This window comes from Cupriavidus sp. 05T313 (assembly GCF_056396665.1).
In genome coordinates this window covers 46,588-68,514 of record NZ_JBFTLX010000005.1, presented here as the reverse complement: position 1 = coordinate 68,514, position 21,927 = coordinate 46,588, and the positions used below count along the sequence as shown (strand labels likewise).

Below are 21,927 nucleotides of genomic sequence, written 5' to 3'. Positions count from 1 at the left end.
GGCAACGCCATGCCGGATGCGAGGGCTCGCATGGCCAGCCCTCGGGCGTTCCGCCGCGCTTAGTTCCGCCGCGTTTACTCAGGCTTGACACCGGCTTCCCGGATCACCGCCGTCCATTTCRCCAGCTCGGACTTGATGCGGGCCTGCGTTTGCGCCGGCGTGGTCCAGGTGGCGATGGCACCTTGCTTGAGCAGCGAGGCCTTCACGTCGGGTTCGGCGAGGATCTTCTTCAGTTCCGCGTTGAGCCGGTCCACCACTGGGGCCGGGGTGCCGGCCGGCGCCACGATGCCGAACATGGAGTTGACCTCGAAGTCCTTCAGGCCCGCTTCGCTGGCGGTCGGGACATCAGGCAGCGCCGTCACGCGCTCGCTGGTGGTGACGGCCAGCGCGCGGATCTTGCCGCCTTTGACGTAGGCCTGCGCCGCCGGCACGGTCTCGACCATGCTGAGCACCTGGCCGCCGATCAGATCGGTCATGGCGGGGCCGCTGCCTTTGTACGGCACGTGCAGCATGTCCACGCCCGCCATGCGCTTGAACATCTCGCCGGCCAGGTGCTGCGGCGAACCGTTGCCGGCGGAGGCGAAGGTAATCGTGCCGGGGGTGGATTTGGCCAGCGCGATCAGTTGCGGCAGGCTGCTGGCCTTGACGCTGGGATTGACCACGAACACCAGCGGCACGGTGCCGACGATTGCCACCGGGGCAAAGCTTTTCTCGATGTCATAGGAAACGCGGCTCTTGTACAGCGCAGCGTTGATCGCATGGCTGGTCAGCGCGCCCATCAGCAAGGTGTAGCCGTCGGCCGGAGCCTTGGCCACCAGTTCCGCGCCGATATTGCCGGCGGCGCCGGCACGGTTGTCGACCACGACCTGTTGGCCTAGCGCGCTGGACAGGTGCTGGGCCAGCGTGCGGCCAATGACGTCGGTGGCGCCACCAGGGGGATAGGGCACAACCAGCCGGATCGGCTTGGAAGGATAGTCGGCCGCGGCGGCCAGGCCGGGGAAGGCGATGGCGCCTGCCAGCAACGCGCCGGCAGTGGCCAGGACGGAAAGCAACAGTTGGCGCCGGGGCGCGGAAACGCTGTGGCGAGCGGGGCGTCGAATGCCGGTCATGAGGATCTCCTGCGCCGGGTTGGTATGAATGGGAAAACTTGCGCTGCAGTGCAGCGCGGGACGCCCGGCTCGTCGCTACGGCAGAGTGTAGGGGGCGTCTCTTGATTGAAGAATCAGAAGTTTTCTATCGACTGATCTGAATTTTCAATTAAAGCCAGCGGATCCAATTTCCCATTGCGTCGGTATTGCCGTGCCAGCTATCATGCCCTCCTGGATTATCAATAATATTATTGGAGATAAGAATGGCCGGCTCCCAGGACTCCCCCAAGAACCCCTCTACTGCGGCGCAGGACCCCTTCGAGCCCGCGCATGACGCCGAGAGCGGGCTGGGCAAGGGGCTGACCAACTACGGTGACAAGGGCTTTTCGCTGTTTCTGCGCAAGGCCTTCATCAAGGGCGCGGGCTATACCGACGACGCGCTTTCGCGCCCGGTGATCGGCATCGTCAACACCAACAGCAGCTACAACCCTTGCCATGGCAACGCACCGCAGTTGGTGGAAGCCGTGAAGCGCGGCGTCATGCTGGCGGGCGGGCTGCCGGTGGACTTTCCCACCATCTCGGTGCATGAGAGCTTCTCCGCGCCGACCAGCATGTACCTGCGCAACCTCATGTCGATGGACACCGAGGAAATGATCCGCGCCCAGCCGATGGATGCGGTGGTACTGATCGGCGGTTGCGACAAGACGGTGCCCGCGCAACTGATGGGCGCGGCCTCGGCCGGCGTGCCGGCGATCCAGCTGGTCACGGGTTCGATGCTGACCGGCTCGCATCGCGGCGAGCGCGTGGGTGCCTGCACGGACTGCCGCCGCTATTGGGGCCGCTACCGCGCCGAGGAGATCGACGCGGCCGAGATTGCCGACGTGAACAACCAGCTCGTTGCCAGCGTGGGCACCTGCTCGGTGATGGGCACGGCCAGCACCATGGCCTGYCTGACCGAGGCGCTCGGCATGATGGTGGCGGGCGGCGCCTCGGCGCCAGCGGTCACAGCCGACCGCGTGCGGGTGGCCGAGCGCACCGGCACCACCGCCGTGGCCATGGCCCGCTCCGGCCTGACGCCGGACCGTATCCTTACCGGCAAGGCCATCGAGAACGCCATCCGCGTGCTGCTGGCCATCGGCGGGTCCACCAACGGCATCGTGCACCTGACCGCCATCGCCGGCCGGCTGGGCATCGACATCGACCTGGCGGGGCTGGACCGCATGAGCCGCGAGACGCCGGTACTGGTTGACCTGAAACCCTCCGGCCAGCACTACATGGAAGACTTCCACGCGGCGGGCGGCATGCCGGCGCTGCTGCGCGAGCTGCGCCCGCTGCTGCATCTCGACACGCTCACCGTATCCGGCCGCACGCTGGGCGAGGAACTGGACGCCGCGCCCGCGCCGTTCGCGCAGGATGTGATCCGTCCCTTCGATGCGCCGATCTACCCGGTGGGGGGCCTTGCCGTGCTGCGCGGCAACCTCGCTCCGGGTGGCGCCATCATCAAGCAGTCCGCCGCCGATCCGGTGCTGATGGAGCATGAAGGGCGCGCGGTGGTGTTCGAGAATGCCGAGGACATGGCCCTGCGCATCGACGACGAGACTCTCGACGTGAGGGCCAACGACATCCTGGTGCTCAAGCGCATCGGGCCAACCGGCGCCCCCGGCATGCCCGAGGCCGGCTATATGCCGATTCCCAGGAAGCTTGCACGCGCCGGCGTCAAGGACATGGTGCGCATCTCGGACGGCCGCATGAGCGGAACCGCGGCCGGCACCATCGTGCTGCACGTTACGCCGGAAGCCGCCATCGGCGGCCCGCTTGCCCACGTGCGCAGCGGTGACCGCATCCGCTTGTCGGTAGCCCGGCGCGAGATATCCCTGCTGGTCGACGACGCCGAACTGGCGCGCCGTGCGGCCGAGCATGAGGTGGTGCGGCCCACCGCCGAGCGCGGCTATCGCAAGCTGTTCCTGGCCACGGTGACGCAGGCCGACCAGGGCGTGGACTTCGATTTCCTCCGCGCCGCGCAGACCAACGAAACCGTGCCGCGCCAGTCCTGAGGGCCTTGTCATGGATCGACCAACCCGTGCAGGTACGCATGCGCAGGCGGTGCAGGGCAACCAGGACGATGCGCCCGGCAGCGGTGCGGATGCGCTGCTGGCCGCCGCCGCCATCCTCGAGGAAGACATCGTCTTCGGCTTGCTGAGTCCGCGCGAGCGGCTGGTCGAGGACGACCTGATGGCGCGCTTTGGCCTGAAGCGCCATGTGGTGCGCCAGTTGCTTGTCACGCTGGAAGGCATGGGCGTGGTCGAGCGCAAGCGCAATGTCGGTGCCGTGGTGCGGGCCTTTCCGGCGCGCGAGGTGATGGAGCTGTATGCCTTGCGGGAGGTGCTGGAAGCGCACGCCGCCAGCCTGATCGCGCTGCCGGTGCCGCCGGTGCGCCTGCAGGCGCTGGTGTCGGTGCAGCAGGAACACGACGTCGCCGTAGCCGCCGGCGATGCGCGCGCCGTGTTCCGCATCAACCAGCGCTTTCATCGCGAGCTGTTCGCGCTGGTCGATAACGCGGTGCTGCGGCAAGCCATCGAGGAATACGCGCGGCGCGCCCATCCGATCCGCTTTGGCTCGCTGGCGGCGGCGGGCTATCGCGAACGCGCCAGGCAGGAGCACTGGGCCATGATCGAAGCATTGCGCGAAGGGCGGCGCGAGGCATTGATTGCGCTGTGCCGCAATCACCTGCTGCCTTCGCGCGATGCTTACCTTGCGGCGGAGCGTGAACGCGCCGGCGGGCCGGCATAGTATTGATTCGCGTGCCACCAGGCCGGCGCGCCGGGCGAGGTGGCCGTCACGCCTCTCATACGGCTGCGGGCACGCCGCCGCCGGCCTGGGCCAAGTGGGCGCGCAACACGCCGACCAGAGCCGCCGCCGCCGGCGACAGGCTGCGGTTGCGCGCTGTCACCAGCCCGATGGAGCGCTCCGTCACCGGCGCGGTGAGCAGGCGCTCGACGATGCCGGACTGGCGCACGGTGCCGGCCGCGATCTCCGGCAGCGCGGCAACGCCGAAGCCGCATTCCACCATCGCCGCGATGGTGGCAAGGTGCTCGGCCTCGAACACCGGCTGGAAGCGGATCCGGTTCTGCAGGAAAGCCCATTCGGCATACTGGCGCACGCTGCTGGGGTGCGTCATCGAAACGTGTTCGGCGCTGACGGTGTCGGCCCACCGCAGCGGCCCCTTGCCCTGCGCCAGCGGGTGCTCGCCGGGAATCAGCAGCACGAAGCGGTCCGACATCATGGGGTCATAGTGCAGGTCGGCCTGCTGCGGATCGGCTGCTGTCAGCGCGAAATCCACCTCGCCGGCGCGCACCAGGTCGAAAGCGGGGCCGGAGAGCGTGTCGTAGACCTTCAGCGCAACCTTGGGGTGGTCCCGGCGATAGGCCATCAGCACGCGCGGCAGCAAACGGGCGGCCAGCGACGGCAGGGCGGCCACGGCAACCTGGCCGCGTTCGGCGCTGGCAATGCCGCTGACCGCATCGATGGCATCGCGGAAGGCCGCCTGCAGGATCGCCGCCTGCTGCATGAAGACCTCGCCCGCCGCGGTCAGCCGCACCGTGCGCGTGGTGCGGTCGAACAGCCGCACGCCCAGGGAATCCTCAATGCGCAGGATCTGGGTCGAAAGCGCCGACTGCGACAAGTGCAACTGCCCCGCGGCCTGGCGGAAGTTAAGGGTCCGGCCAAGCACCAACGTGGTCTCGACATCGCGCATCGACAGGTTGATTTTCATGGGATTGATCTCATCTGCCGATCATTTTATCCAAAAAATCTGATTCATCAATCAAAGCGGCTTGTCTACACTGGCGCTCGATCCCGCCAGACCGGGGCGCCATGACCAATGGCAAAGCGCTGCGTTAGCCATATTTGCATGGCAAGCGTGGTCACGCTGCCCCAACGACAACGCCCGACAGACAGTACAAAGGAACACCATGGCCGAAGCCCCCGTAACCTTTTCTCTAGCCGCTCCCGGCGCCACCCATGCCGTGGTGGTGGGCGGCGGCACCATGGGCGCCGACGTGGCCGTGGTGCTCGCCCGCGCGCACTGCCGCACCACGGTGGTGGAGACCGAGGCGCAGCGCGCCGCCGCGGTGGCGGCAAAGGTCGCCGCCAATCTTGCGGCGATCGGGCCGGCAGCCGAAGCCGGCCTGGCCGGGCTGACCGTGGCCCCATCGCTCGAAGCCGTCGACTGGAGCACCGTGGACCTGGTGATCGAATGCATTCCCGAGCGGCTCGACATCAAGCGCGCCCTGTTCGCCGACCTGGTGCAGCGCGCGCGCCCCGACGCCATGCTTGCCAGCAATAGTTCCAGCTTTCCGATCAGCGCCATCGGCGAAGGCCTGCCCACCCGCGAGCGCATGTTCGGCTTGCATTTCTTCATGCCTGCGCACCTGGTTCCGCTGGTGGAGGTGGTGTTGGGAGAGGGCAGTGCCGAGGCTGGCGCGGACGCCCTGATCGCCTTCATGCGCCGTTGCGGCATGGTGCCGGTCAAGGTGAAGAAAGACTTGCCCGGTTTCCTCGCCAATCGCCTGCAGCACGCCTTGTCGCGCGAAGCTTTCGATCTGATCGACCGCGGCATCGCTTCGCCCGAGGATGTGGACGCGGCGGTGCGCTTCGGCTTTGGCTTCCGCTTCCTGGCCGCAGGGCCGGTCATGCAGCGCGACCATGCCGGCATCGACGTGCACGCGGCGGCCGGCGCTACCATGTATCCCACCTTCAACAACTCGGCGGTGCCGGCCCGGTGCCTGACCGAGCGCGCGGCGGACGGCCGCCACGGCATGAAGAGCGGCGAAGGGTTTTACCAGTGGACGCCCGAGACCATCGCGGCCGAACGTGAGCGTTACGATCGCTTGCTGCGCGCGGGGCTAGACCTGATCGCGCCGGAGCTGCCCAAGATCCAACCCTGAACCTTTCAGTATCCGACTGAGGCCTGCCGGGCGACCCCGGCCACACCGACACCGAGTGCAATATGAGTGAACAAATCTTGCTGGCGGATTCGCCGCTGATCATTACCGTGGCGCCCAATGGCGCCTACAAGACCGCCGCCGACCACCAGGCCGTGCCGACGACCGCGGCGGCGCTGGCGGCCGAGGCGCGGGCTTGCCTCGAAGCCGGCGCGGCCATGATGCACATGCACGTGCGCCAGCCCGACGGGCGCCACTCCCTGGATGCGCAGATCTATCGCGAAGCGCTTGCCGCCGTGAAGCGGGAGGTCGGCGATCAACTGCTGGTGCAGGTGACCAGCGAAGCCGCCGGCATCTACCGCGCCGCGGAACAGATCGCGATGGTGCGCGAACTCCGTCCCGAGGCGGTTTCCATCGGCTTGCGCGAAATCGCGGTGCCGGATATCCCCGAGGCGGAACTGGGCGATTTCCTGGGCTGGCTGGCGCGGGAGCGGGTGATGGCGCAGATGATCCTGTACGACGCGGCCGATGTAGCGCGCTGGCAAGCGCTGCGCGCGCGCGGCCTGGTGCCGCCGGGGGCATGGTCGGTGCTGTTTGTGCTGGGCCGGTATTCGGCGGGGCAGGTTTCGTCACCACGCGACCTGCTGCCGTTCCTGCAGGCCTTCGACGGCACGCTGCCGTGGGCGATCTGCGCCTTCGGGCGCGAGGAGAATGCCTGCGTGACCACGGCCGCCGCCTTTGGCGGGCATGTGCGGGTGGGCTTCGAGAACAACCTGAAGCTGCGCGATGGCAGCACCGCGCCAGGCAACGCGGCGCTTGTCGGGCAGGCGGCGGAGGGAGCGCGGACGCTGGGCCGCCCGCTAGCCACGGCCGAGCAGGCCAGGCATATCTACAGCGAGATCCGCTGAATCCCGGCGATCAGCGAGGAGGCTCATGCGCCGTCGCTGAACTTGTCGCGCGTGCCGTTGCGGGCGCCGTCGGTGAAGGGGTCGCGCGCGCCGTTGTGCGCGCCATCGGTGAACGGGTCGCGCGCACCGAGCTTGCTGGCGCCCTGCGTATAGATATCCCGGGCCTGGCCGGTGGCGGCACCGTCAAGGTACGGGTCGACACTGCGCGAGGCGGCGCTGGCGAGGCCGGCGGCACCGGCCAGCGTGGTGGCAATGGCAGTGGCCAGCAGGGCTTGCTTGAGAGTACGCATTCTTTTTCTCCGAGGATTCAAGGGGGCGGCGACCGGCATGGATCGACCGTGCTGACAGTCTAAAAAGCACGCGCCCACGGCAACATGACTGGCACATGACAATGCTGTCATGCATGTCCCCGACCGCCAGGCCGGGCAGCCAGGTACTCAACCACTGCCCGCGCTATGCCGTGCGGTTGCTGGCCCGGCCTTTCGATTTCTCCAAATTCTTGCAATTTCGCGCAATGCCCGTCAGGACATCCAAAATATTGCGAAATCGCGCCGCATCTCCAATCATGTAAAGCAACGCAGCGCGCTGCCGCAGCCTGTCAAACGTGTCTTGAATGTGTCGAAAATCTCATAAATTCTTAAAAAATGACGTAAGCGTGCAATATCCGGCTATGCTTGCCGATTGTCGGGAACGCAGCACACCGGACGGGCGCCAAGGAGGCGGCCGGGAGGCCGGGGCAGGGAACTGACATGGCCGGTTGCCGTGCGTACAGGCACCATGGCCGCCAATAACATAAGGCCTCAACGGCCATGGAACATGACGCTTTACCAGATCAAACCGAAATTCCAGGCACTTCTGCGACCGTTGGTGAAGCACCTCGCCGCGCGCGGCGTGACCGCCAACCAGGTGACGCTCGCCGCCGCCGCGGGCTCATTGGTCATTGGCGCCCTGGTGGCCGCGCTGGCCTGGCTGCCCGCAGTCTTCCTGCTGATGCCAGTCTGGCTGTTCATGCGCATGGCCCTTAACGCCGTCGACGGCATGCTGGCGCGCGAACATGGCCAGCAAAGCGTGCTGGGCGCCTATCTCAACGAACTGGGCGACATCGTCTCCGATCTTGCGCTGATCCTGCCATTTGCCCTGGTTTCGCCTTTCGGCGCGGGGGAGGTCATGGTCTTCGCCGTCCTGGCCGTGATCGTCGAGTGCGCCGGCCTGATCGGGCCGCTGGCCGGCGCCAGCCGGCGCTATGACGGCCCGCTTGGCAAGAGCGACCGGGCCCTGGTGCTGGGCGCGCTGGGCTTGTGGGTCGGGCTCGGCCTGAGCCTCGCATATGCCGCGCACTGGTTGTGGGTACTGTTGTCGCTGCTGTCGCTGCTTACCATCGCCAACCGGGTGCGCCGCGGCGTGGCCGAGGCGGAACAGCTACGCCAGGCACGTGCACAGGCGGCACCGCGCGCCTGATCCTCTTCCCAACCCGTGGAGTGATACTACGTGGATAGTCAAACCAGCCGTACCCCCGTCGAGGCGCAGTTCGAAACCCACGATGGCCAGTCGCTGTTCTACCGGCATTGGCCAACCGCGGACAACGCACCGCAGGGCGCCGTCGTGCTGTTCCACCGCGGGCATGAGCACTCGGGCCGTATCGCCCACCTGGTGGACGAACTGGGCTTGCCCGGCCACGCATTCTTCGCCTGGGACGCGCGCGGCCATGGACGTTCGCCCGGCGAGCGCGGCTATAGCCCCAGCCTGGCCACGTCCGTGCGCGATATCCAGACCTTTGTCGACCATATCGCGGCGGTCCATGGCATCCCGGTGGAACGCATCGCGGTGGTAGCCCAGAGCGTGGGCGCGGTACTGGCTTCCACCTGGGTGCATGACTATGCACCGCGGATTCGCTGCCTGGTGCTTGCCTCGCCAGCGTTCAAGGTCAAGCTTTACGTGCCGTTCGCGCGGCCAGGCCTGAAGCTCATGCACAAGCTGCGTGGCAAGTTCTTCGTCGACAGCTACGTCAAGGCGAAGTTCCTGACGCACGACCTGGAACGCATTGCCAGTTATCAGCAAGATCCGCTGATTACGCGTCCGATCGCGGTCAATATCCTGCTGGATCTCTACGAGACGGCCGATCGTATCGTGGCCGATGCGGCCGCCATCACTGTGCCCACGCAATTGCTGATCTCTGGCGCCGACTGGGTGGTGCACCGCGCGCCGCAGGACGCGTTTTACGAGCGCCTGGGTTCCAGCGTCAAGGAGCGCATCGTGCTGGACGGCTTCTACCACGACACCCTCGGCGAGCGCGATCGGGCGCAGGCTGTGGCGGCGGCGCGGCGCTTTATCGTGCGCGAGTTCGAATCGCCATCGCCGCCTGTCACGCTGCTCGACGCCGACCGCAGCGGCGCTTTCAAGGAAGAGTCAGACCGGCTGGCGCGTCCGCTGTCCGCGGCCAGCCCGGCCGGCATCTACTGGGCCTTGACGCGGGCTGGCCTGAAATTCGGCGGCCTGCTGTCCGACGGCGTGCGGCTCGGGCACCAGACCGGATTCGATTCGGGCTCCACGTTGGATTACGTTTACTGTAATCAGGCGCAAGGGCGGTTTGGCGTCGGTCCRGTGGTCGACCGCAACTACCTGGACGCCATCGGCTGGCGGGGGATTCGCCAGCGCAAGGTGAATATCGAGGAACTGCTGGGCATGGCCATCGGCAGCCTGCGCGCTGCCGGCGCGCCGGTGCGCATCGTCGATATCGCCGCGGGCCACGGCCGCTACGTCCTGGAGGCGCTGGCCGCCAAGGGCTTCAATGGCACTGCCGCGCAACAGGTGCAAAGCATTCTGCTGCGCGACTACAGCGATATCAACGTCATGCAGGGGCGCGCGCTGATCCGCAGCAAGGGGCTTTCCGATATCGCCCGCTTCGAGAAGGGCGACGCCTTCGACGGCGACGATCTCGCGGCGCTCGACCCGGCTCCCACGCTGGCCATTGTCTCCGGCCTCTATGAACTGTTCGGCGACAACGCCATGGTGGCGCGTTCGCTGGGCGGACTGTCGCGCGCGGTGCCCCCCGGCGGCTATCTGGTCTATACCGGCCAGCCCTGGCACCCGCAGCTGGAATTCATCGCGCGCGCGCTCACCAGCCACCGTGCCGGCTCGGCGTGGGTGATGCGGCGCCGCTCGCAGGCGGAGATGGACGAACTGGTCCGGCAGGCTGGTTTCGAGAAGGTTGCGCAGCGTATCGATCCGTGGGGCATCTTCACGGTCAGCCTGGCGCGCAGGACGGCATGATGCTGCGCGAGCAGGGCGAGGACAGGGCGGGAAGGGGAGCTGCCGTGGCGCCCGCCGAGGCTCGTCCATGGGGCCTGGCGCTGGTCCTGCTGGCCGGCATGGGGGCCTTGTTCTTTTCCTCGTATGGTCTGGCCAACTGGCTGGCGAGCCAGCGCGCCGAAGTCCCGTTCTTTTACTTTGAATGGGAGCGGCGCATACCCTTCGTGCCCTGGAGCATCGTGCCGTACTGGTCGATCGACCTGCTCTACGGCTTGTCGTTCTTCCTGTGGCGCACGCGTGCCGAACTGCTCGTGCACGCCAGGCGCCTGCTGGCGGCGCAAGTGATCTCGGTGGCGTGTTTCATCGCCTTCCCCTTGCGCTTTGCCTTCGACCGCCCGCAGGCTGACGGCTTGCCCGGTCACCTGTTCACGTTGCTGGGTGGCTTCGACAAGCCGTTCAACCAGGCGCCCTCGCTGCATATCAGCTTGCTGGTGATCCTGTGGGTGGCTTACGCCATCCACGCGCGAGGCGGATGGCGCTGGCTGCTGCACGGCTGGTTCGTCCTGATTGGCGTGTCGGTGCTGACCACATACCAGCACCATGCCATCGACGTGCCTACCGGCTGGCTGGTGGGCTGGTTCTGCGTCTTCCTGTTTCCCTTCGGGCAGGGGCGGTGGATTGGCGGGCCCGCTGCCCGCGCCCGCACGCGGCAGCTTGCCGGGCGCTACGCCGCCGGTGCCGTGGCCGTAGGCGCGGTTGCCTTGGCGCTGTTGCCGGTGTCGGCGCTCGCGGCGCTGCTGCTGGGCTGGCTGGCCCTGTCCCTGGCTTGTGTCGCGGCGATATACCGGCAAGGCGTGCCTGGCCTGTTCCAGAAGGGACACGACGGCACGATGCCGATGGCCGCGCACTGGGTGCTGGCGCCTTATCTGCTAGGGGCGCTCGCCAATTCGCGCTGGTGGACCCGCAGCCAGTCCGGCGCCAGCGAGATCGTGCCCGGGCTTTGGGTCGGCCGTTTTCCCGGCGGCGGCGAACTGCGCCGGCTCGGGGCGGATGCCGTGCTGGACCTGACCGCCGAGCTGCCGCGGCTGGCAAGCGCTACGCTGTATCGTTGCGTGCCGGTGCTGGACCTGACCGTGCCGACGCAGGCGCAACTGGATGAAGCGGTGGCCGTGCTCGACACATGGCATCGCGACGGCCGCAAAGTGCTTGTATGCTGCGCGCTTGGCTACTCGCGCAGCGCGCTGGTGGCAGCCGCCTGGCTGGCAGGCCGTGCCGGCGCGCACGATGCCGGACAGGCGCTGGCGCTGCTGCGCAAGGGCCGGCCGGCCGTGGTGCTGGGCCCGGACAGCGTGGACGCGCTATCGCAATTCGTCGGCCGCCGGCAGGCGGCTGCACAGTCTTCAGGGGGAGCAGGCTATGTCGGTCCCGATGCATGATGACGAGCCCCTCGGCGTTGCCGCGCAGCGCTGGGTGGCGCACGCCGCGGTGGGTGGCCTCGACGGCGCGGCACGGCTGCTCTGGGCCGGGCTGGTGCTGGCGCTGATCAACCTGCTGCTGGCCGGCACCTTGTCGCCGGCGGGCCAGGTCTACCTGGTGCTGGGCATCGTGGCGGCCCTGTCCGGCGCCGTGCAGTTGTGGCTGCTGGCGCGGGTGGCAATCGATCACCGGCTGTTCGCGGCGCTTGCCGATATTTCGCAAAGCGCCGGCACGGACGAGATGCTGGGCTCGCTGGACCAGGCGCTCGTGCGGCTGGGCTGGGCCAGGCCCGGGTCCGGCGGGCGCTCCCTGGCGCAACGCGCTCGCGGCGCATTGCGCTTCCTTCACTGGGCGGGGGCGCTGGCTGCCCTCCAATTACTGGTGGCCTTGCTGCTACTGCTGCTGAGATAACGGAAGATGTGGCTTTCCAAACTGGTGGCACGCGCCATCATCCTGTTCGCGGGCCTGCTGACCGGCATGCAGGCCCGCTGGAACGGCTGCCTGCCCGCCGCGGTGCAGCGCATCTACTTTGCCAACCACAGCAGCCACGGCGATTTCGTGCTGATCTGGGGCTGCCTGCCGCCGGACCTGCGGCCGCTGACGCGGCCGGTGGCGGGCGCGGACTACTGGAACAAATCGGGCTTGCGCCGTTTCATCGGCAAGGATGTGTTCAACGCGCTGCTGATCGACCGCACACGCAGCGACCCGGGCAGCGACCCGGTGGCACTGATGGAGCATGCCGTGCGCCGCGGCGACTCGCTGATCCTGTTTCCCGAAGGCACGCGCAATACCACCGACGAGCGGCTCCTGCCCTTCAAGAGCGGCATCTACCACCTGGCGTGCGTTTGCCGGGACGTGGAGTTCGTCCCCGTGTGGATCGATAACCTCAACCGCGTGATGCCCAAGGGCGAGTTCGTGCCGGTGCCGCTGCTGTGCACCGTTACCTTCGGCAAGCCGCTGACCCTTGGCGCGGAAGAAGCCAAGGACGATTTCCTGGCGCGCTGCCGCGCAGGCCTGTTGTCGCTGGCGCCTGCGCTGGACTGAGAACCTATGAACCTTCCTCACCTGACCATGATGCACGAGACCTGGCTGCTGTTCGGCGGGGTGCTGGGCGTGCTTGTGCTGGCCTCCATCGTGACCGCGCTGCTGCGCTGGCGCATTGCCCGGGGCGGCCCGCATGCGGTGATCGATAATCTGGCCGCGCGGGTATCGGCGTGGTGGTGGATGATCGGCGTGCTCGGGGTGGCGTTCGCCGCGGGGCGGACCGCCATTGTCGTGCTGTTTTATCTGTTGTCGTTCTTCGCCTTGCGCGAGTTCATCACCATCACCACCACCCGGCGCGGCGATCACCGCGCCATCGTCGCCGCCTTCTTCGTCTTCCTGCCGCTGCAGTATGTGCTGGTGCATATCGGCTGGTATGGGCTGTTTTCGATTTTTATCCCGGTCTACGCCTTCCTGATCCTGCCCATCCTCTCGGCGCTGTCGGCGGAGACCACGCGCTTCCTCGAACGCTGCGCGGGAGTGCAGTGGGCAGTGATGATCTGCGTGTTCTGCATCTCGCACGTGCCTGCGTTGCTGACCTTGCCGATTCCCGGCTTCGAGGATCGCAACCTGTTGCTGATCGCCTTCCTGGTGATCGTGGTGCAGGGCAGCGACGTGTTGCAGTACGTGTGGGGCAAGCTGCTCGGCAAGACCAAGATCGCGCCGCTGCTGTCGCCGTCGAAGACGGTGGAAGGCTTTATCGGCGGCGTGGCCAGCGCCACCGCGCTGGGTGCCTCGCTGTGGTGGATCACGCCCTACGGCTCTCCCTGGAAAGCGGGCCTGATCGCGCTGGTGATTGCCTTGATGGGTTTCCTTGGCGGACTGGTGATGTCGGCCATCAAGCGCGACCGCAACATCAAGGACTGGGGCCACATGATCCAGGGCCACGGCGGCATGCTGGACCGGCTGGATTCCGTAGTGTTCGCCGCGCCGATCTTCTTCCACATCACCCGTTACTGGTGGGTGCCCTGAGCGGAGCGTCCGCGCGCCGCCCCGTTCTCGCCCATTGGTCTCATCCATTCACTTCGCCATTCAGTCTGTCACCTTGAGTCGTCTTGAAGGCGTACGGACTCTTTACCGGTACGGCACCCGAGGTGCCCGGCCGGCAGCCATATCACCATGTCAAGCAAGCGCATCGAGCAAATCGTTATTGTCGGGTTCGGCTGCATCGGCCAGGCCATCCTGCCATTGCTGGCCCATGCCTACCCGGAGGCCGCCGTCACGGTGGTGGACCGGGCGATGGACGCGCACCGGCTGTCACTCGCGTCGCAATACCGCGCGGCGCCAGTGCATGCCACCGTCACACCCGGGAGCCACACCCGGCTGCTGGGCCCGTTGCTCGGGCCGCAAACCTTCCTGCTCAACCTGGCGCCTGCAGTATGCAGCCGCGACCTGATCGCGCTCGCGCAGGCGCACCAGTCGCTTTACCTCGATAGCGGCATCGAGCCCTGGGACTACGAGGACGCTGCGGACGCTTCCCCGCTCGGCAATTACGCCTTGCGCAGCGAAATGCTGGCGTTTGCCCACGGCCGCGAGCGGATGTCCACCGCGCTGGTCGCGCACGGCGCCAACCCCGGCCTGGTTTCCCTGCTGGTCAAGGCCGCCTTGCTGAAACTGGCGCGGCACGCGGGCATCCCCGGCTTGCCCGACGCGCAGCCAGCGGATCGGGCCGGCTGGGCCGCGCTCGCGCGCCGGCTCGATGTGCGCGTGATCCAGGTGGCCGAGTACGACAGCCAGTCCGCGCCGGGCTATCCCGCGCACGGCGAGTTCGCCAACACCTGGTCGGCCGACGGCTTCATCACCGAATGCCTGCAGGACGCCGAACTCGGGTGGGGCAGCCATGAGCCGGCGCTGCCCCCGGAGGGCAGGCGCCACAGCTACGGCAGCGGCGCGGCCATCGTGCTGGACCGGCCCGGCCATCGCACGCGCGTGCGTTCCTGGTCCGCGCTGCATGGGCCGTTCGATGCCTACCTGATCACGCACAACGAGTCGATCTCGATTGCCGAGTACCTCAGTTGTACCGCGCATGGGCAGCCGCCGTACCGGCCCACCGCCTACTACGCCTATCGGCCCACCCGGGCCACGCTGGCTTCGATGCAGTGGCTGGGCGAGCGCGACGCAGGCCGTATTGCCAGCCACCGTATCCTCAAGGCAGAGATCACGGATGGCGTGGACGAACTCGGCGTGCTGCTGATGAGCGGACGTTACGGCGCGGTGTGGCACGGTTCGCAACTCGACATACAGCGGGCTCGCGCACTGGCGCCGCACAACTCCGCCACCAGCCTGCAGGTGGCTTCCAGCATCGTCGCCGCGATGCGCTGGGCGCAGGCCAATCCGGCGCGTGGTGTCACCGAGTCCGATGCCATGGATCACCAGGCGGTGCTTGAGCACGCCGCCGGGTGGTGGGCGCCGCTGGTTACCCGCTTTACCGACTGGACGCCCATGCCGGGCCGCCGCACGCTGGCCTTCGACGAATTCCTCCTTGCCGCTCCCGCGCCCCTGGCCGCGGAAATTGCCCTGCCATGAAACGTGTTCCACAGACCCCGCGCGCCGACTGGCCGCAGCAGCTTGAGCGCATCGGCTTTCATTTCCACTCGCTCGACGAACAGAACCTGCCGCGCCAGGTAGACCGCAATACCTTCTTCTACTGGCGCGAGGATGTTGCCTATGAGTTTGAGGCACAGGAGATCGAGGCGCTGTATGCCGCGGCGCTGGACCTGAACCAGCGCTGCCTGGAGGCCGTGCAGCACGTGATCGACCACGACCTGTTTGCGCGGCTCGCCATTGCCCCGGATTTCGCGGAGCTGATCCGCACCTCCTGGGATCGCGACGAGCCGACGCTGTTTGGCCGCTTCGACATGACCATGGATGCGCTTGGCGTGCCCAAGATGTACGAGTTCAACGCCGATACGCCCACCTCGCTGATCGAGTCGAGCCTGGCGCAGTGGTTCTGGAAGGAGGCCGTGCGGCCGGATGCCGACCAGTTCAACAGCCTGCACGAAGCGCTCGTGTCGCGCTGGCAATGGCTGCGCCGCCATTACCGCGACGCCACGGTATTGCACTTCGCCTGCATGTATGACAGCCAGGAAGATGTCTGCAATGTGGAGTACCTGATGGATACGGCGCTGCAGGCGGGCTGGTCGGTCAAGATGACCGAACTGGCGGAGGTTGGCTCCGATGGACGCGGCGGGTTCTTCGACGGCGACGACCGGCCGATGGAACTGGTGTTCAAGCTTTATCCGTGGGAATGGATGGCCACTTCCGATTACCGTGCCGAACTGGCGGGCAGCGCGGTGCGCTGGGTCGAGCCGCCATGGAAGGCCGTGCTGTCCAACAAGGCCATCCTGCCGATCCTGTGGGACTTGTTCCCCGGCCATCCCAATTTGCTGGAGGCTTCGTTCAGCGAGGGCACCTTTGCGGGGCGCTCATACGCGAGGAAGCCCTTCCTGTCGCGTGAGGGCGAAAGCGTGTCGCTGGTGACGCCGCAGGGCCGCTTCGAGAATCCCGGCGAGTACGGCGAGGAAGGCTTCATCTACCAGGCCTACGCGCCCGCGCAGCGCTTTGACGAACGGTTCACCACGCTCGGCGTATGGCTTGTGGATGACGTGCCCGCCGGCCTGTGCGTGCGTGAGGAACTGGGTCCGATCGCGAAGAACACCAGCTTCTTCGTCCCGCATTATTTTCAGCAATCGTAAGCCCGGAGAAAGACAGAGCAATGGCCAGGAAGAAAGGCAAGAAGGGCGGCCAGCCGTCAAAATACGGCAGCCCGTACCAGCCGCGGGCAAGCGGCTCCAGCCGGTCGGCATGGCCCGGCCAGGCTGCGTCCGTCCCGCGCGGCCAGCGCAAATCCCGCTCGCCGGCCCTGTGGCTGATCGGCGCCTGCGCGCTGGCTGCCGGCGTCGCGGCCATCGGCTCATGCAGCGACGACGGGGACGATGAAGCCGTGACCGTGCGGCGCGCCAGCTACGCATCGCAGGCCGACTGCGAAGCCGACTGGAATGCACCCGAGGATTGCGAGAGCGTGCCGGTTGACGATATCTACGCCTCCAGCCTCGCGGATACAGCCGGCAGCAATGCCGGCAGTGGCAATGGCAGCGGGAGCAGCGGCGGCGGCCATGGCGGTGGCTATCATGGTGGGTATTACGGCGGCACCGTGGCCCGCTGGTACGGGCCGTACTACACCCAGTCGGGTACGGTCTACCATCCCGACGGCACGCAGACCCGGCGCGATATGTCGGGCGGCGCCGCGCGTCCGATGGGCGTGTACGACAGTAACGGCAGCCTCTCCCGTATCGCCGAGGCGCCTGGCACGCCGCATGCGACCATGGTGGAGGAGGCCACGCTGCGCCGGAGCAGCCTCGGGCGCGGTGTGACCGGCGGTATCTCGATGCGATCGGCCGCGGTCAGCCGGGCGCCGGTATCCTCGCGCGGCGGCTTTACCAGCCGCTTTGGCGGGTCCGGCCGCTCAGGTGGCGGTTGAGGCGGCGCACCGCGCGATTCCATTTCTTGCTTGGCACACGATTTGACCTATCCGGCATGCTGTATCCGATCCAGGCGGCCGGTACGAAATAACCAGGAGTCCAAATGACATTCCCGCTGCAGCCGGTTTACGCCTACCTGATTTATATTCTCGCCAGTTTCGCCATGCTGGGATTATTCCTGTTGGTGTATACGCGCATTACGCCGCACCGTGAGTTCGAGTTGATCCGCCAGGGGAATGTGGCGGCCGCCTTATCGCTGGGCGGCGCGGTATTGGGGTTTTCTCTGACGTTGTCGGCCAGCATCCAGCACAATGCCGCCTTCTCGATGTTTGTGCTTTGGGGGTTCGGTGCCTTCGTGGTGCAGGTGCTGGCCTATGTGCTTGTGGCGCGGGCGCTGCACGGCGTCAGCGAACAAATTACTGCGGACAACCGCGGCATGGGCGCGCTGATGGGCGTAGTGTCGCTTTCCGCGGGCATCGTCAATGCCGCCTGCCTGGCATAGGCGCATGGCGGCGATGGGGATACCGCTTGGGAAATGTCTGTGCCAGCATGGGCGCAAGACCCTGTAAAATCGTGCCCTATACAGGCGGCTCGATCCGCCTGGCGATCCCCCTTCCTCCGCTTTGCTGGCCATCCGCCGCCGGGAAAGTCAATTACGAAAGTCATGTCAGAGTCTGATGAAGCCAAAATAGCCGCGGCGACGTGGGTCCGTGAGCAGATGGACCTCCACGGCCTCACGCTCGACGATTTACTTGAAGCGGGCTGTTTTGCTGCACCCCCGGCGCCTGCCCCGGTGATGCCGGCGGCGACACTTGCCGTTCCCGCACCGGCTCCCGCGCCGGCAGCAGAGGCGGAAAAACCCGCGCGGCCGCTGTACCGCAATGCCATGGGGCAGAGCTGGGACGGAACCGGCGAGCGCCCGGAATGGCTGCAGCGCGCGGTCAATGCCGGACAGACGATCGACTTTTTCCGCGTCGGATAACACTTCCGGGCATCCCCCGGGCGCCAAGCCCGCCGGGTGCGCCTCACTGCGCCGGAGGCTGCACCGCAAGCGTCGTTATCGTCAGCACGCCGTTGGCGCGGACCACGATGAACTTCACCCGGTCGCCTTCCTTGACCTGCTCCAGCAGGGCGGGGTCTTGCACACGGAAGATCATGGTCATGGCGCCCATATCCAGGTTGGCGATAGGGCCATGCCGGATGGTGAGCTTGCCGGCAGCGGCATCCACCTTGCGGATTTCGCCATCGGTCATGGGCGCTGCCTCCGCCTGGACCGCGCCGGGCGCCCCGGCGGCATTCCCGGTGTCCGCGGGATTGACGCTATTGCCAGTGTCGGCGGCGGCGCGGGCCGGCAGGATGGTGGCCGCCGCCAGCAGGGGCAGCAGYGCAAGCAGGATCTTGCGGATTTTCATGGGGATGCCTTCCTCATTGCTTGGTATTCGATACATGGATGTTTAGCGCACGCTGACCTGTCCCCGCATGCCGGCGTCATAGTGGCCGGGCAGCAGGCAGCCAAAGGCGACGTGGCCGCCGCGCGTGAAACGCCACAGCATTTCTCCGCTCTGTCCGGCTTCCAGCGTGACGGCATTGGGGTCGGCGTGTTCCATCCCGGGCATTTTCAGCATGTCGGCATAGTGGGCTTGCAGGTCGGCCTCGCTGCCGAGCACCATCTCGTGCCGTAGCTTGCCGGCGTTGCGGACGACGAAGCGGATGGTTTCGCCGGCCTGCACGGTGATGTCCGACGGGCTGAAGCGCATGTTGTCGGTCATGTCGACCTTGATGGTGCGGCTCACGCTGGCCGGATCGCCAGGCTCGCCGATGGCGCTGGGGCCATCGCCATGATGGCTGCCGTGGTTGCCCGCGGCGAGGGCGCTGGCGCACACAAGCGCGAGGGACAGGGCGCTGGCGGCGGCCGCGGCACGGGATTGCATTTTGCGCATCTTTTCTTTCCTTGATCGTGTTGACATGCTCATTGGTGCGATGAATGGCTTGCGCCGGGCGTGCCGGCGTACTCGAAGGCAACCGTGCCTTTCGGGTGGCGGTACCAGCCGGGGTCCCGGTAGTCGTTGCGGCCAAGGCCGGCGCGCACCTTGAGCACGCTGAACATGCCGCCCATCTCGATCGGCCCGAATGGTCCCTGCCCGGTCATCATCGGCAGCGTGTTGTCGGGCAGCGGCATTTCCATGCCGCCCATATCCGCCATGCCGGCCTCGCCCATCGCCATGTAGTCGGGCACCAGCGCATTCATGCGCTTGGCCAGGTCCTTCTGCTTGACGCCGATCATGGTCGGCATCTGGTGGCCCATGGCGTTCATGGTGTGGTGCGACTTGTGGCAGTGGAATGCCCAGTCGCCCGGGTTGTCGGCGACGAACTCGATCGCGCGCATCTGCCCCACCGCCACGTCGGTGGTGACTTCCGGCCAGCGCGCGGACGGCGGCACCCAGCCGCCGTCGGTGCCGCTCACCTCGAAGCGGTGCCCGTGCAGGTGGATCGGGTGGTTGGTCATGGTGAGATTGCCAAAGCGGATGCGCACGCGATCGCCCAGGCGCACCGGCAGGCTGTCGATGCCGGGGAACACGCGGYTGTTCCAGGTCCACATATTGAAGTCCGTCATCTCGGCCACGCGCGGTGTATAGGATCCGGGATCGATGTCGTAGGCCGAGATCAGGAAGACGAAGTCCCGGTCGACCCGCATCTGCGCGGGATCCTTCGGGTGCACCACCAGGAAGCCCATCATGCCCATCGCCATCTGCACCATTTCATCCGAATGCGGGTGGTACATGAAGGTGCCGGCGTGCTTCATCTCGAACTCGTAGACAAAGGTCTTGCCGGGTGGGATATGCGGCTGAGACAAGCCGCCCACGCCGTCCATGCCGGCGGGCAGGATGATCCCGTGCCAGTGCACGGTCGTGTGTTCAGGCAGCTTGTTGGTGACGAAGATGCGCACCTTGTCGCCTTCGACGCACTCGATGGTGGGGCCGGGGCTCTGGCCGTTGTAGCCCCACAGGTGGGCTTTCATGCCGGGCGCGAATTCGCGCTCGACGGGTTCCGCTACCAGGTGGAACTCTTTCCAGCCTTGGCGCATCCGCCACGGCAGGGTCCAGCCATTGAGCGTGGCCACCGGGTTGTACGGACGGCCGGTGGCCGGCGCCAGCGGCGGCTGGGTGGCGGCGCTGGCTTGCAGCGCGGCTTCGGGCAGCACCGCGGCGCCGGCGCGCGTCACCAGCGCCGCGCCGAGCATGGTGGCGCCGGAGCCATGCAGGAATTGTCTACGGGTAACCATGGTCATTGTCCTTTGGGCGAGGCCGGAAATGCCGGGCTTGCGGGGGCCGGGGGCGCATTGGAGGAAGAGGGCGATGCGGGCGGCGGCGAGACGCCGGCTTCCGGCAGCCGTCCGCCGAGCGCGCCCTGGAGCTCGGTTTCGGCCACCCAGTACTCGCGCAGCGCGTCGAGATAGCCATTCACCGCGCCCACCTGCTCGCGTGCATCGGCCAGCAGTTCGAATACGCTGACCAGCATGCCGTTGTAGCGCAGCAAGCCCTCGTCGGAGATGCGCTTGCGCAGCGGCACCACTTCGTCGCGGTAGTGCCGCGCGATGTCGTAGCGCGCCTGGTAGCCGGCATAGCTCTCGCGGACTTCCGAGCGGGCATTGATGGCGCTCTCCGCCAGCCGGCTGGCGGCTTGCATATAGACCGCTTCGGCGCGGGCCACGCGGGCGCCGCCCCAGTCGAACAGCGGGATCTCGATATCGATGCTGTAACCCGTTTCGCGCGGCTTGGCGGTCTCCGAGTTGCTCAGGTAGCTCACATCGAGCACGCTGATAAAGCGCGTCGCCCTGGTCAGGCCTAGCGAGCGTGCCAGGCTGTCCAGCTGCAACCGGCCGGCTTGCAGGTCAAGCCGGCTGGCAATGGCATAGCCCTCCAGGTCGGCCAGCGCGGGCCTGGCTTTAGGCAGGTCGGGCAAGCGCTCGGGAAGCCGGTATTGCGCGCCGGTACCCCACAGGCCGAGGCGGCGCGTCAGCTGCTCGCGCGCTGCCAGGGCCTGCTGGCGCGCACGCGCGAGTTGGGTGGCGGCGTCGGCATAGAAGGCTTGCTCGCGCGCGTGATCCAGCGCGCTGACGTTACCCGCCCGCGCGAGGTCGCGAGCGAACAGCGCGCCCGTCTCGGCGGCATTCTTCACCTGCTCGGCATAGCGTGCCGATTGTTCCGCGGCGACCGCATTGACGAAGGCTTTGCGCGTCTCCAGCGCTTGCCGCAGCAAGGTGTCGGCCACGGCCAGCCGGGTTTGGGCAAAGCGGTCCTGTTCGATGCGGGCCGCCAGCGGCAGCACCAGCAGGTTCATCAGGCCGACCGAGATGGCGCGGTCGATCTTCAGGTCGTCGCCCTGGCGCTTGCGGCTGAAGGAAAAACCAGGGTTGGGCAGGCGCGTGGCCTGCACGTATTCGGCCTCGGAGATACCGAGTTCGGCAAAGGCCGCCTGCAAGCCGGCGTTGTTGAGTAGCGCGATCTGTACCGCGCTGTCGGCATCGAGCGGCTGCGCCAGCAAGGCCTGGGTGCGCTCGAAGACGGCGGCGCGATCCTCATCGGAGCGCACCCAGAGGGCGTCCTTGCCGAGGCGTTCGCGCGCGGCGGTGGCCGCGGTGCCGAAGCCGCCATCAGGGGAAAATCCGGCGCAGCCGGCCAGCAGCAGGGCGCAAGCCGCTGCCGCCAGCCCGGGCCGGAATGGCAATCGGAGAGACATG

Annotated in this window: 23 protein-coding genes; 16 read left to right on the top strand and 7 right to left on the bottom strand. The window is 67.0% G+C overall.

The genetic code is table 11. From position 1 onward, the window contains the following. Nucleotides 1–74 precede the first annotated feature (74 nt). Nucleotides 75–1,109: a Bug family tripartite tricarboxylate transporter substrate binding protein gene (locus tag AC1DKD_RS02285; protein ID WP_477142883.1), complete on the bottom strand. Its 1,035-nt coding sequence runs from the start codon at nt 1,107–1,109 to the stop codon at nt 75–77. A 242-nt stretch (nt 1,110–1,351) separates the two neighbouring features. Between AC1DKD_RS02285 and AC1DKD_RS02280 the strand changes: the two genes are divergently transcribed. Both AC1DKD_RS02280 and AC1DKD_RS02275 read left to right on the top strand, forming a co-directional pair. Next, nucleotides 1,352–3,142 carry an IlvD/Edd family dehydratase gene (locus AC1DKD_RS02280; RefSeq protein ID WP_477102542.1) on the top strand — a complete coding sequence of 597 codons (1,791 nt, stop codon included), beginning with the start codon at nt 1,352–1,354 and terminating at the stop codon, nt 3,140–3,142. 10 nt (nt 3,143–3,152) lie between these two features. Continuing rightward, nucleotides 3,153–3,878, top strand: a complete 726-nt coding sequence (locus AC1DKD_RS02275; RefSeq protein ID WP_441628505.1) for a GntR family transcriptional regulator — start codon at nt 3,153–3,155, stop codon at nt 3,876–3,878. 55 nt (nt 3,879–3,933) lie between these two features. Here AC1DKD_RS02275 and AC1DKD_RS02270 read toward each other — a convergent pair whose 3' ends face one another. Beyond that, the gene (locus AC1DKD_RS02270; RefSeq protein WP_441628503.1) at nt 3,934–4,860 is read right to left on the bottom strand and encodes a LysR family transcriptional regulator; all 927 of its coding nucleotides are present in this window, start codon (nt 4,858–4,860) and stop codon (nt 3,934–3,936) included. A 199-nt stretch (nt 4,861–5,059) separates the two neighbouring features. Between AC1DKD_RS02270 and AC1DKD_RS02265 the strand changes: the two genes are divergently transcribed. Next, entirely contained in the window at nt 5,060–6,034 is a 975-nt protein-coding gene (locus tag AC1DKD_RS02265) for a 3-hydroxyacyl-CoA dehydrogenase family protein (RefSeq protein ID WP_441628501.1), read from the top strand. A gap of 62 nt (nt 6,035–6,096) precedes the next feature. Continuing rightward, nucleotides 6,097–6,939: a beta-keto acid cleavage family enzyme gene (locus tag AC1DKD_RS02260; protein ID WP_441628499.1), complete on the top strand. Its 843-nt coding sequence runs from the start codon at nt 6,097–6,099 to the stop codon at nt 6,937–6,939. Nucleotides 6,940–6,962: 23 nt separating this feature from the next. Here AC1DKD_RS02260 and AC1DKD_RS02255 read toward each other — a convergent pair whose 3' ends face one another. Continuing rightward, nucleotides 6,963–7,229 carry a hypothetical protein gene (locus AC1DKD_RS02255; RefSeq protein ID WP_035862830.1) on the bottom strand — a complete coding sequence of 89 codons (267 nt, stop codon included), beginning with the start codon at nt 7,227–7,229 and terminating at the stop codon, nt 6,963–6,965. Nucleotides 7,230–7,338: 109 nt separating this feature from the next. On the opposite strand from AC1DKD_RS02255, the gene AC1DKD_RS02250 reads away from it, so the two are divergent. From AC1DKD_RS02250 to AC1DKD_RS02195, 12 genes are all read left to right on the top strand, one after another. Further along, entirely contained in the window at nt 7,339–7,572 is a 234-nt protein-coding gene (locus AC1DKD_RS02250) for a hypothetical protein (protein ID WP_441628497.1), read from the top strand. A gap of 183 nt (nt 7,573–7,755) precedes the next feature. Continuing rightward, entirely contained in the window at nt 7,756–8,397 is a 642-nt protein-coding gene (locus tag AC1DKD_RS02245; protein ID WP_441628495.1) for a CDP-alcohol phosphatidyltransferase family protein, read from the top strand. Nucleotides 8,398–8,427: 30 nt separating this feature from the next. Next, nucleotides 8,428–10,209: a bifunctional alpha/beta hydrolase/class I SAM-dependent methyltransferase gene (locus tag AC1DKD_RS02240; protein ID WP_441628493.1), complete on the top strand. Its 1,782-nt coding sequence runs from the start codon at nt 8,428–8,430 to the stop codon at nt 10,207–10,209. Beyond that, nucleotides 10,209–11,624 (top strand): phosphatase PAP2/dual specificity phosphatase family protein, encoded by a 1,416-nt coding sequence (locus AC1DKD_RS02235; protein WP_441628562.1) that lies wholly within the window; start codon nt 10,209–10,211, stop codon nt 11,622–11,624. Before AC1DKD_RS02240 ends, AC1DKD_RS02235 begins: the two co-directional genes overlap by 1 nt. Continuing rightward, nucleotides 11,605–12,075, top strand: coding sequence for a hypothetical protein (locus AC1DKD_RS02230; protein WP_441628491.1), 471 nt, complete (start codon nt 11,605–11,607; stop codon nt 12,073–12,075). The genes AC1DKD_RS02235 and AC1DKD_RS02230 overlap by 20 nt, the downstream gene beginning before the upstream one ends. A gap of 6 nt (nt 12,076–12,081) precedes the next feature. Next, a complete protein-coding gene (locus tag AC1DKD_RS02225) occupies nt 12,082–12,708 on the top strand; it encodes a lysophospholipid acyltransferase family protein (protein ID WP_441628489.1) in 627 nt (208 codons plus the stop codon). Between the two features lie 6 nt (nt 12,709–12,714). Continuing rightward, nucleotides 12,715–13,677 carry a phosphatidate cytidylyltransferase gene (locus AC1DKD_RS02220; RefSeq protein ID WP_441628487.1) on the top strand — a complete coding sequence of 321 codons (963 nt, stop codon included), beginning with the start codon at nt 12,715–12,717 and terminating at the stop codon, nt 13,675–13,677. 147 nt (nt 13,678–13,824) lie between these two features. Continuing rightward, nucleotides 13,825–15,231 (top strand): saccharopine dehydrogenase C-terminal domain-containing protein, encoded by a 1,407-nt coding sequence (locus AC1DKD_RS02215; protein WP_441628485.1) that lies wholly within the window; start codon nt 13,825–13,827, stop codon nt 15,229–15,231. After that, entirely contained in the window at nt 15,228–16,400 is a 1,173-nt protein-coding gene (locus AC1DKD_RS02210) for a glutathionylspermidine synthase family protein (RefSeq protein ID WP_441628483.1), read from the top strand. Before AC1DKD_RS02215 ends, AC1DKD_RS02210 begins: the two co-directional genes overlap by 4 nt. Before the next feature lie 20 nt (nt 16,401–16,420). Then, nucleotides 16,421–17,185, top strand: coding sequence for a hypothetical protein (locus AC1DKD_RS02205; protein ID WP_441628481.1), 765 nt, complete (start codon nt 16,421–16,423; stop codon nt 17,183–17,185). Nucleotides 17,186–17,289: 104 nt separating this feature from the next. Then, nucleotides 17,290–17,688: a DUF350 domain-containing protein gene (locus tag AC1DKD_RS02200; protein ID WP_045241058.1), complete on the top strand. Its 399-nt coding sequence runs from the start codon at nt 17,290–17,292 to the stop codon at nt 17,686–17,688. A 162-nt stretch (nt 17,689–17,850) separates the two neighbouring features. Beyond that, on the top strand, nt 17,851–18,168 hold the full coding sequence (locus AC1DKD_RS02195) for an H-NS family nucleoid-associated regulatory protein (protein WP_441628479.1): 318 nt from the start codon (nt 17,851–17,853) through the stop codon (nt 18,166–18,168). A gap of 43 nt (nt 18,169–18,211) precedes the next feature. On the opposite strand, the gene AC1DKD_RS02190 is transcribed toward AC1DKD_RS02195, so the two are convergent. The 4 genes from AC1DKD_RS02190 to AC1DKD_RS02175 are packed head-to-tail and all read right to left on the bottom strand — an operon-like array spanning nt 18,212 to nt 21,926. Then, nucleotides 18,212–18,598: a copper-binding protein gene (locus tag AC1DKD_RS02190; protein WP_441628477.1), complete on the bottom strand. Its 387-nt coding sequence runs from the start codon at nt 18,596–18,598 to the stop codon at nt 18,212–18,214. Between the two features lie 42 nt (nt 18,599–18,640). Continuing rightward, nucleotides 18,641–19,126, bottom strand: coding sequence for a cupredoxin domain-containing protein (locus AC1DKD_RS02185; RefSeq protein WP_441628475.1), 486 nt, complete (start codon nt 19,124–19,126; stop codon nt 18,641–18,643). A 29-nt stretch (nt 19,127–19,155) separates the two neighbouring features. Then, nucleotides 19,156–20,469 carry a multicopper oxidase family protein gene (locus tag AC1DKD_RS02180; RefSeq protein ID WP_477142882.1) on the bottom strand — a complete coding sequence of 438 codons (1,314 nt, stop codon included), beginning with the start codon at nt 20,467–20,469 and terminating at the stop codon, nt 19,156–19,158. A 2-nt stretch (nt 20,470–20,471) separates the two neighbouring features. Beyond that, on the bottom strand, nt 20,472–21,926 hold the full coding sequence (locus tag AC1DKD_RS02175; protein ID WP_441628471.1) for a TolC family protein: 1,455 nt from the start codon (nt 21,924–21,926) through the stop codon (nt 20,472–20,474). Nucleotide 21,927 lies beyond the last annotated feature (1 nt).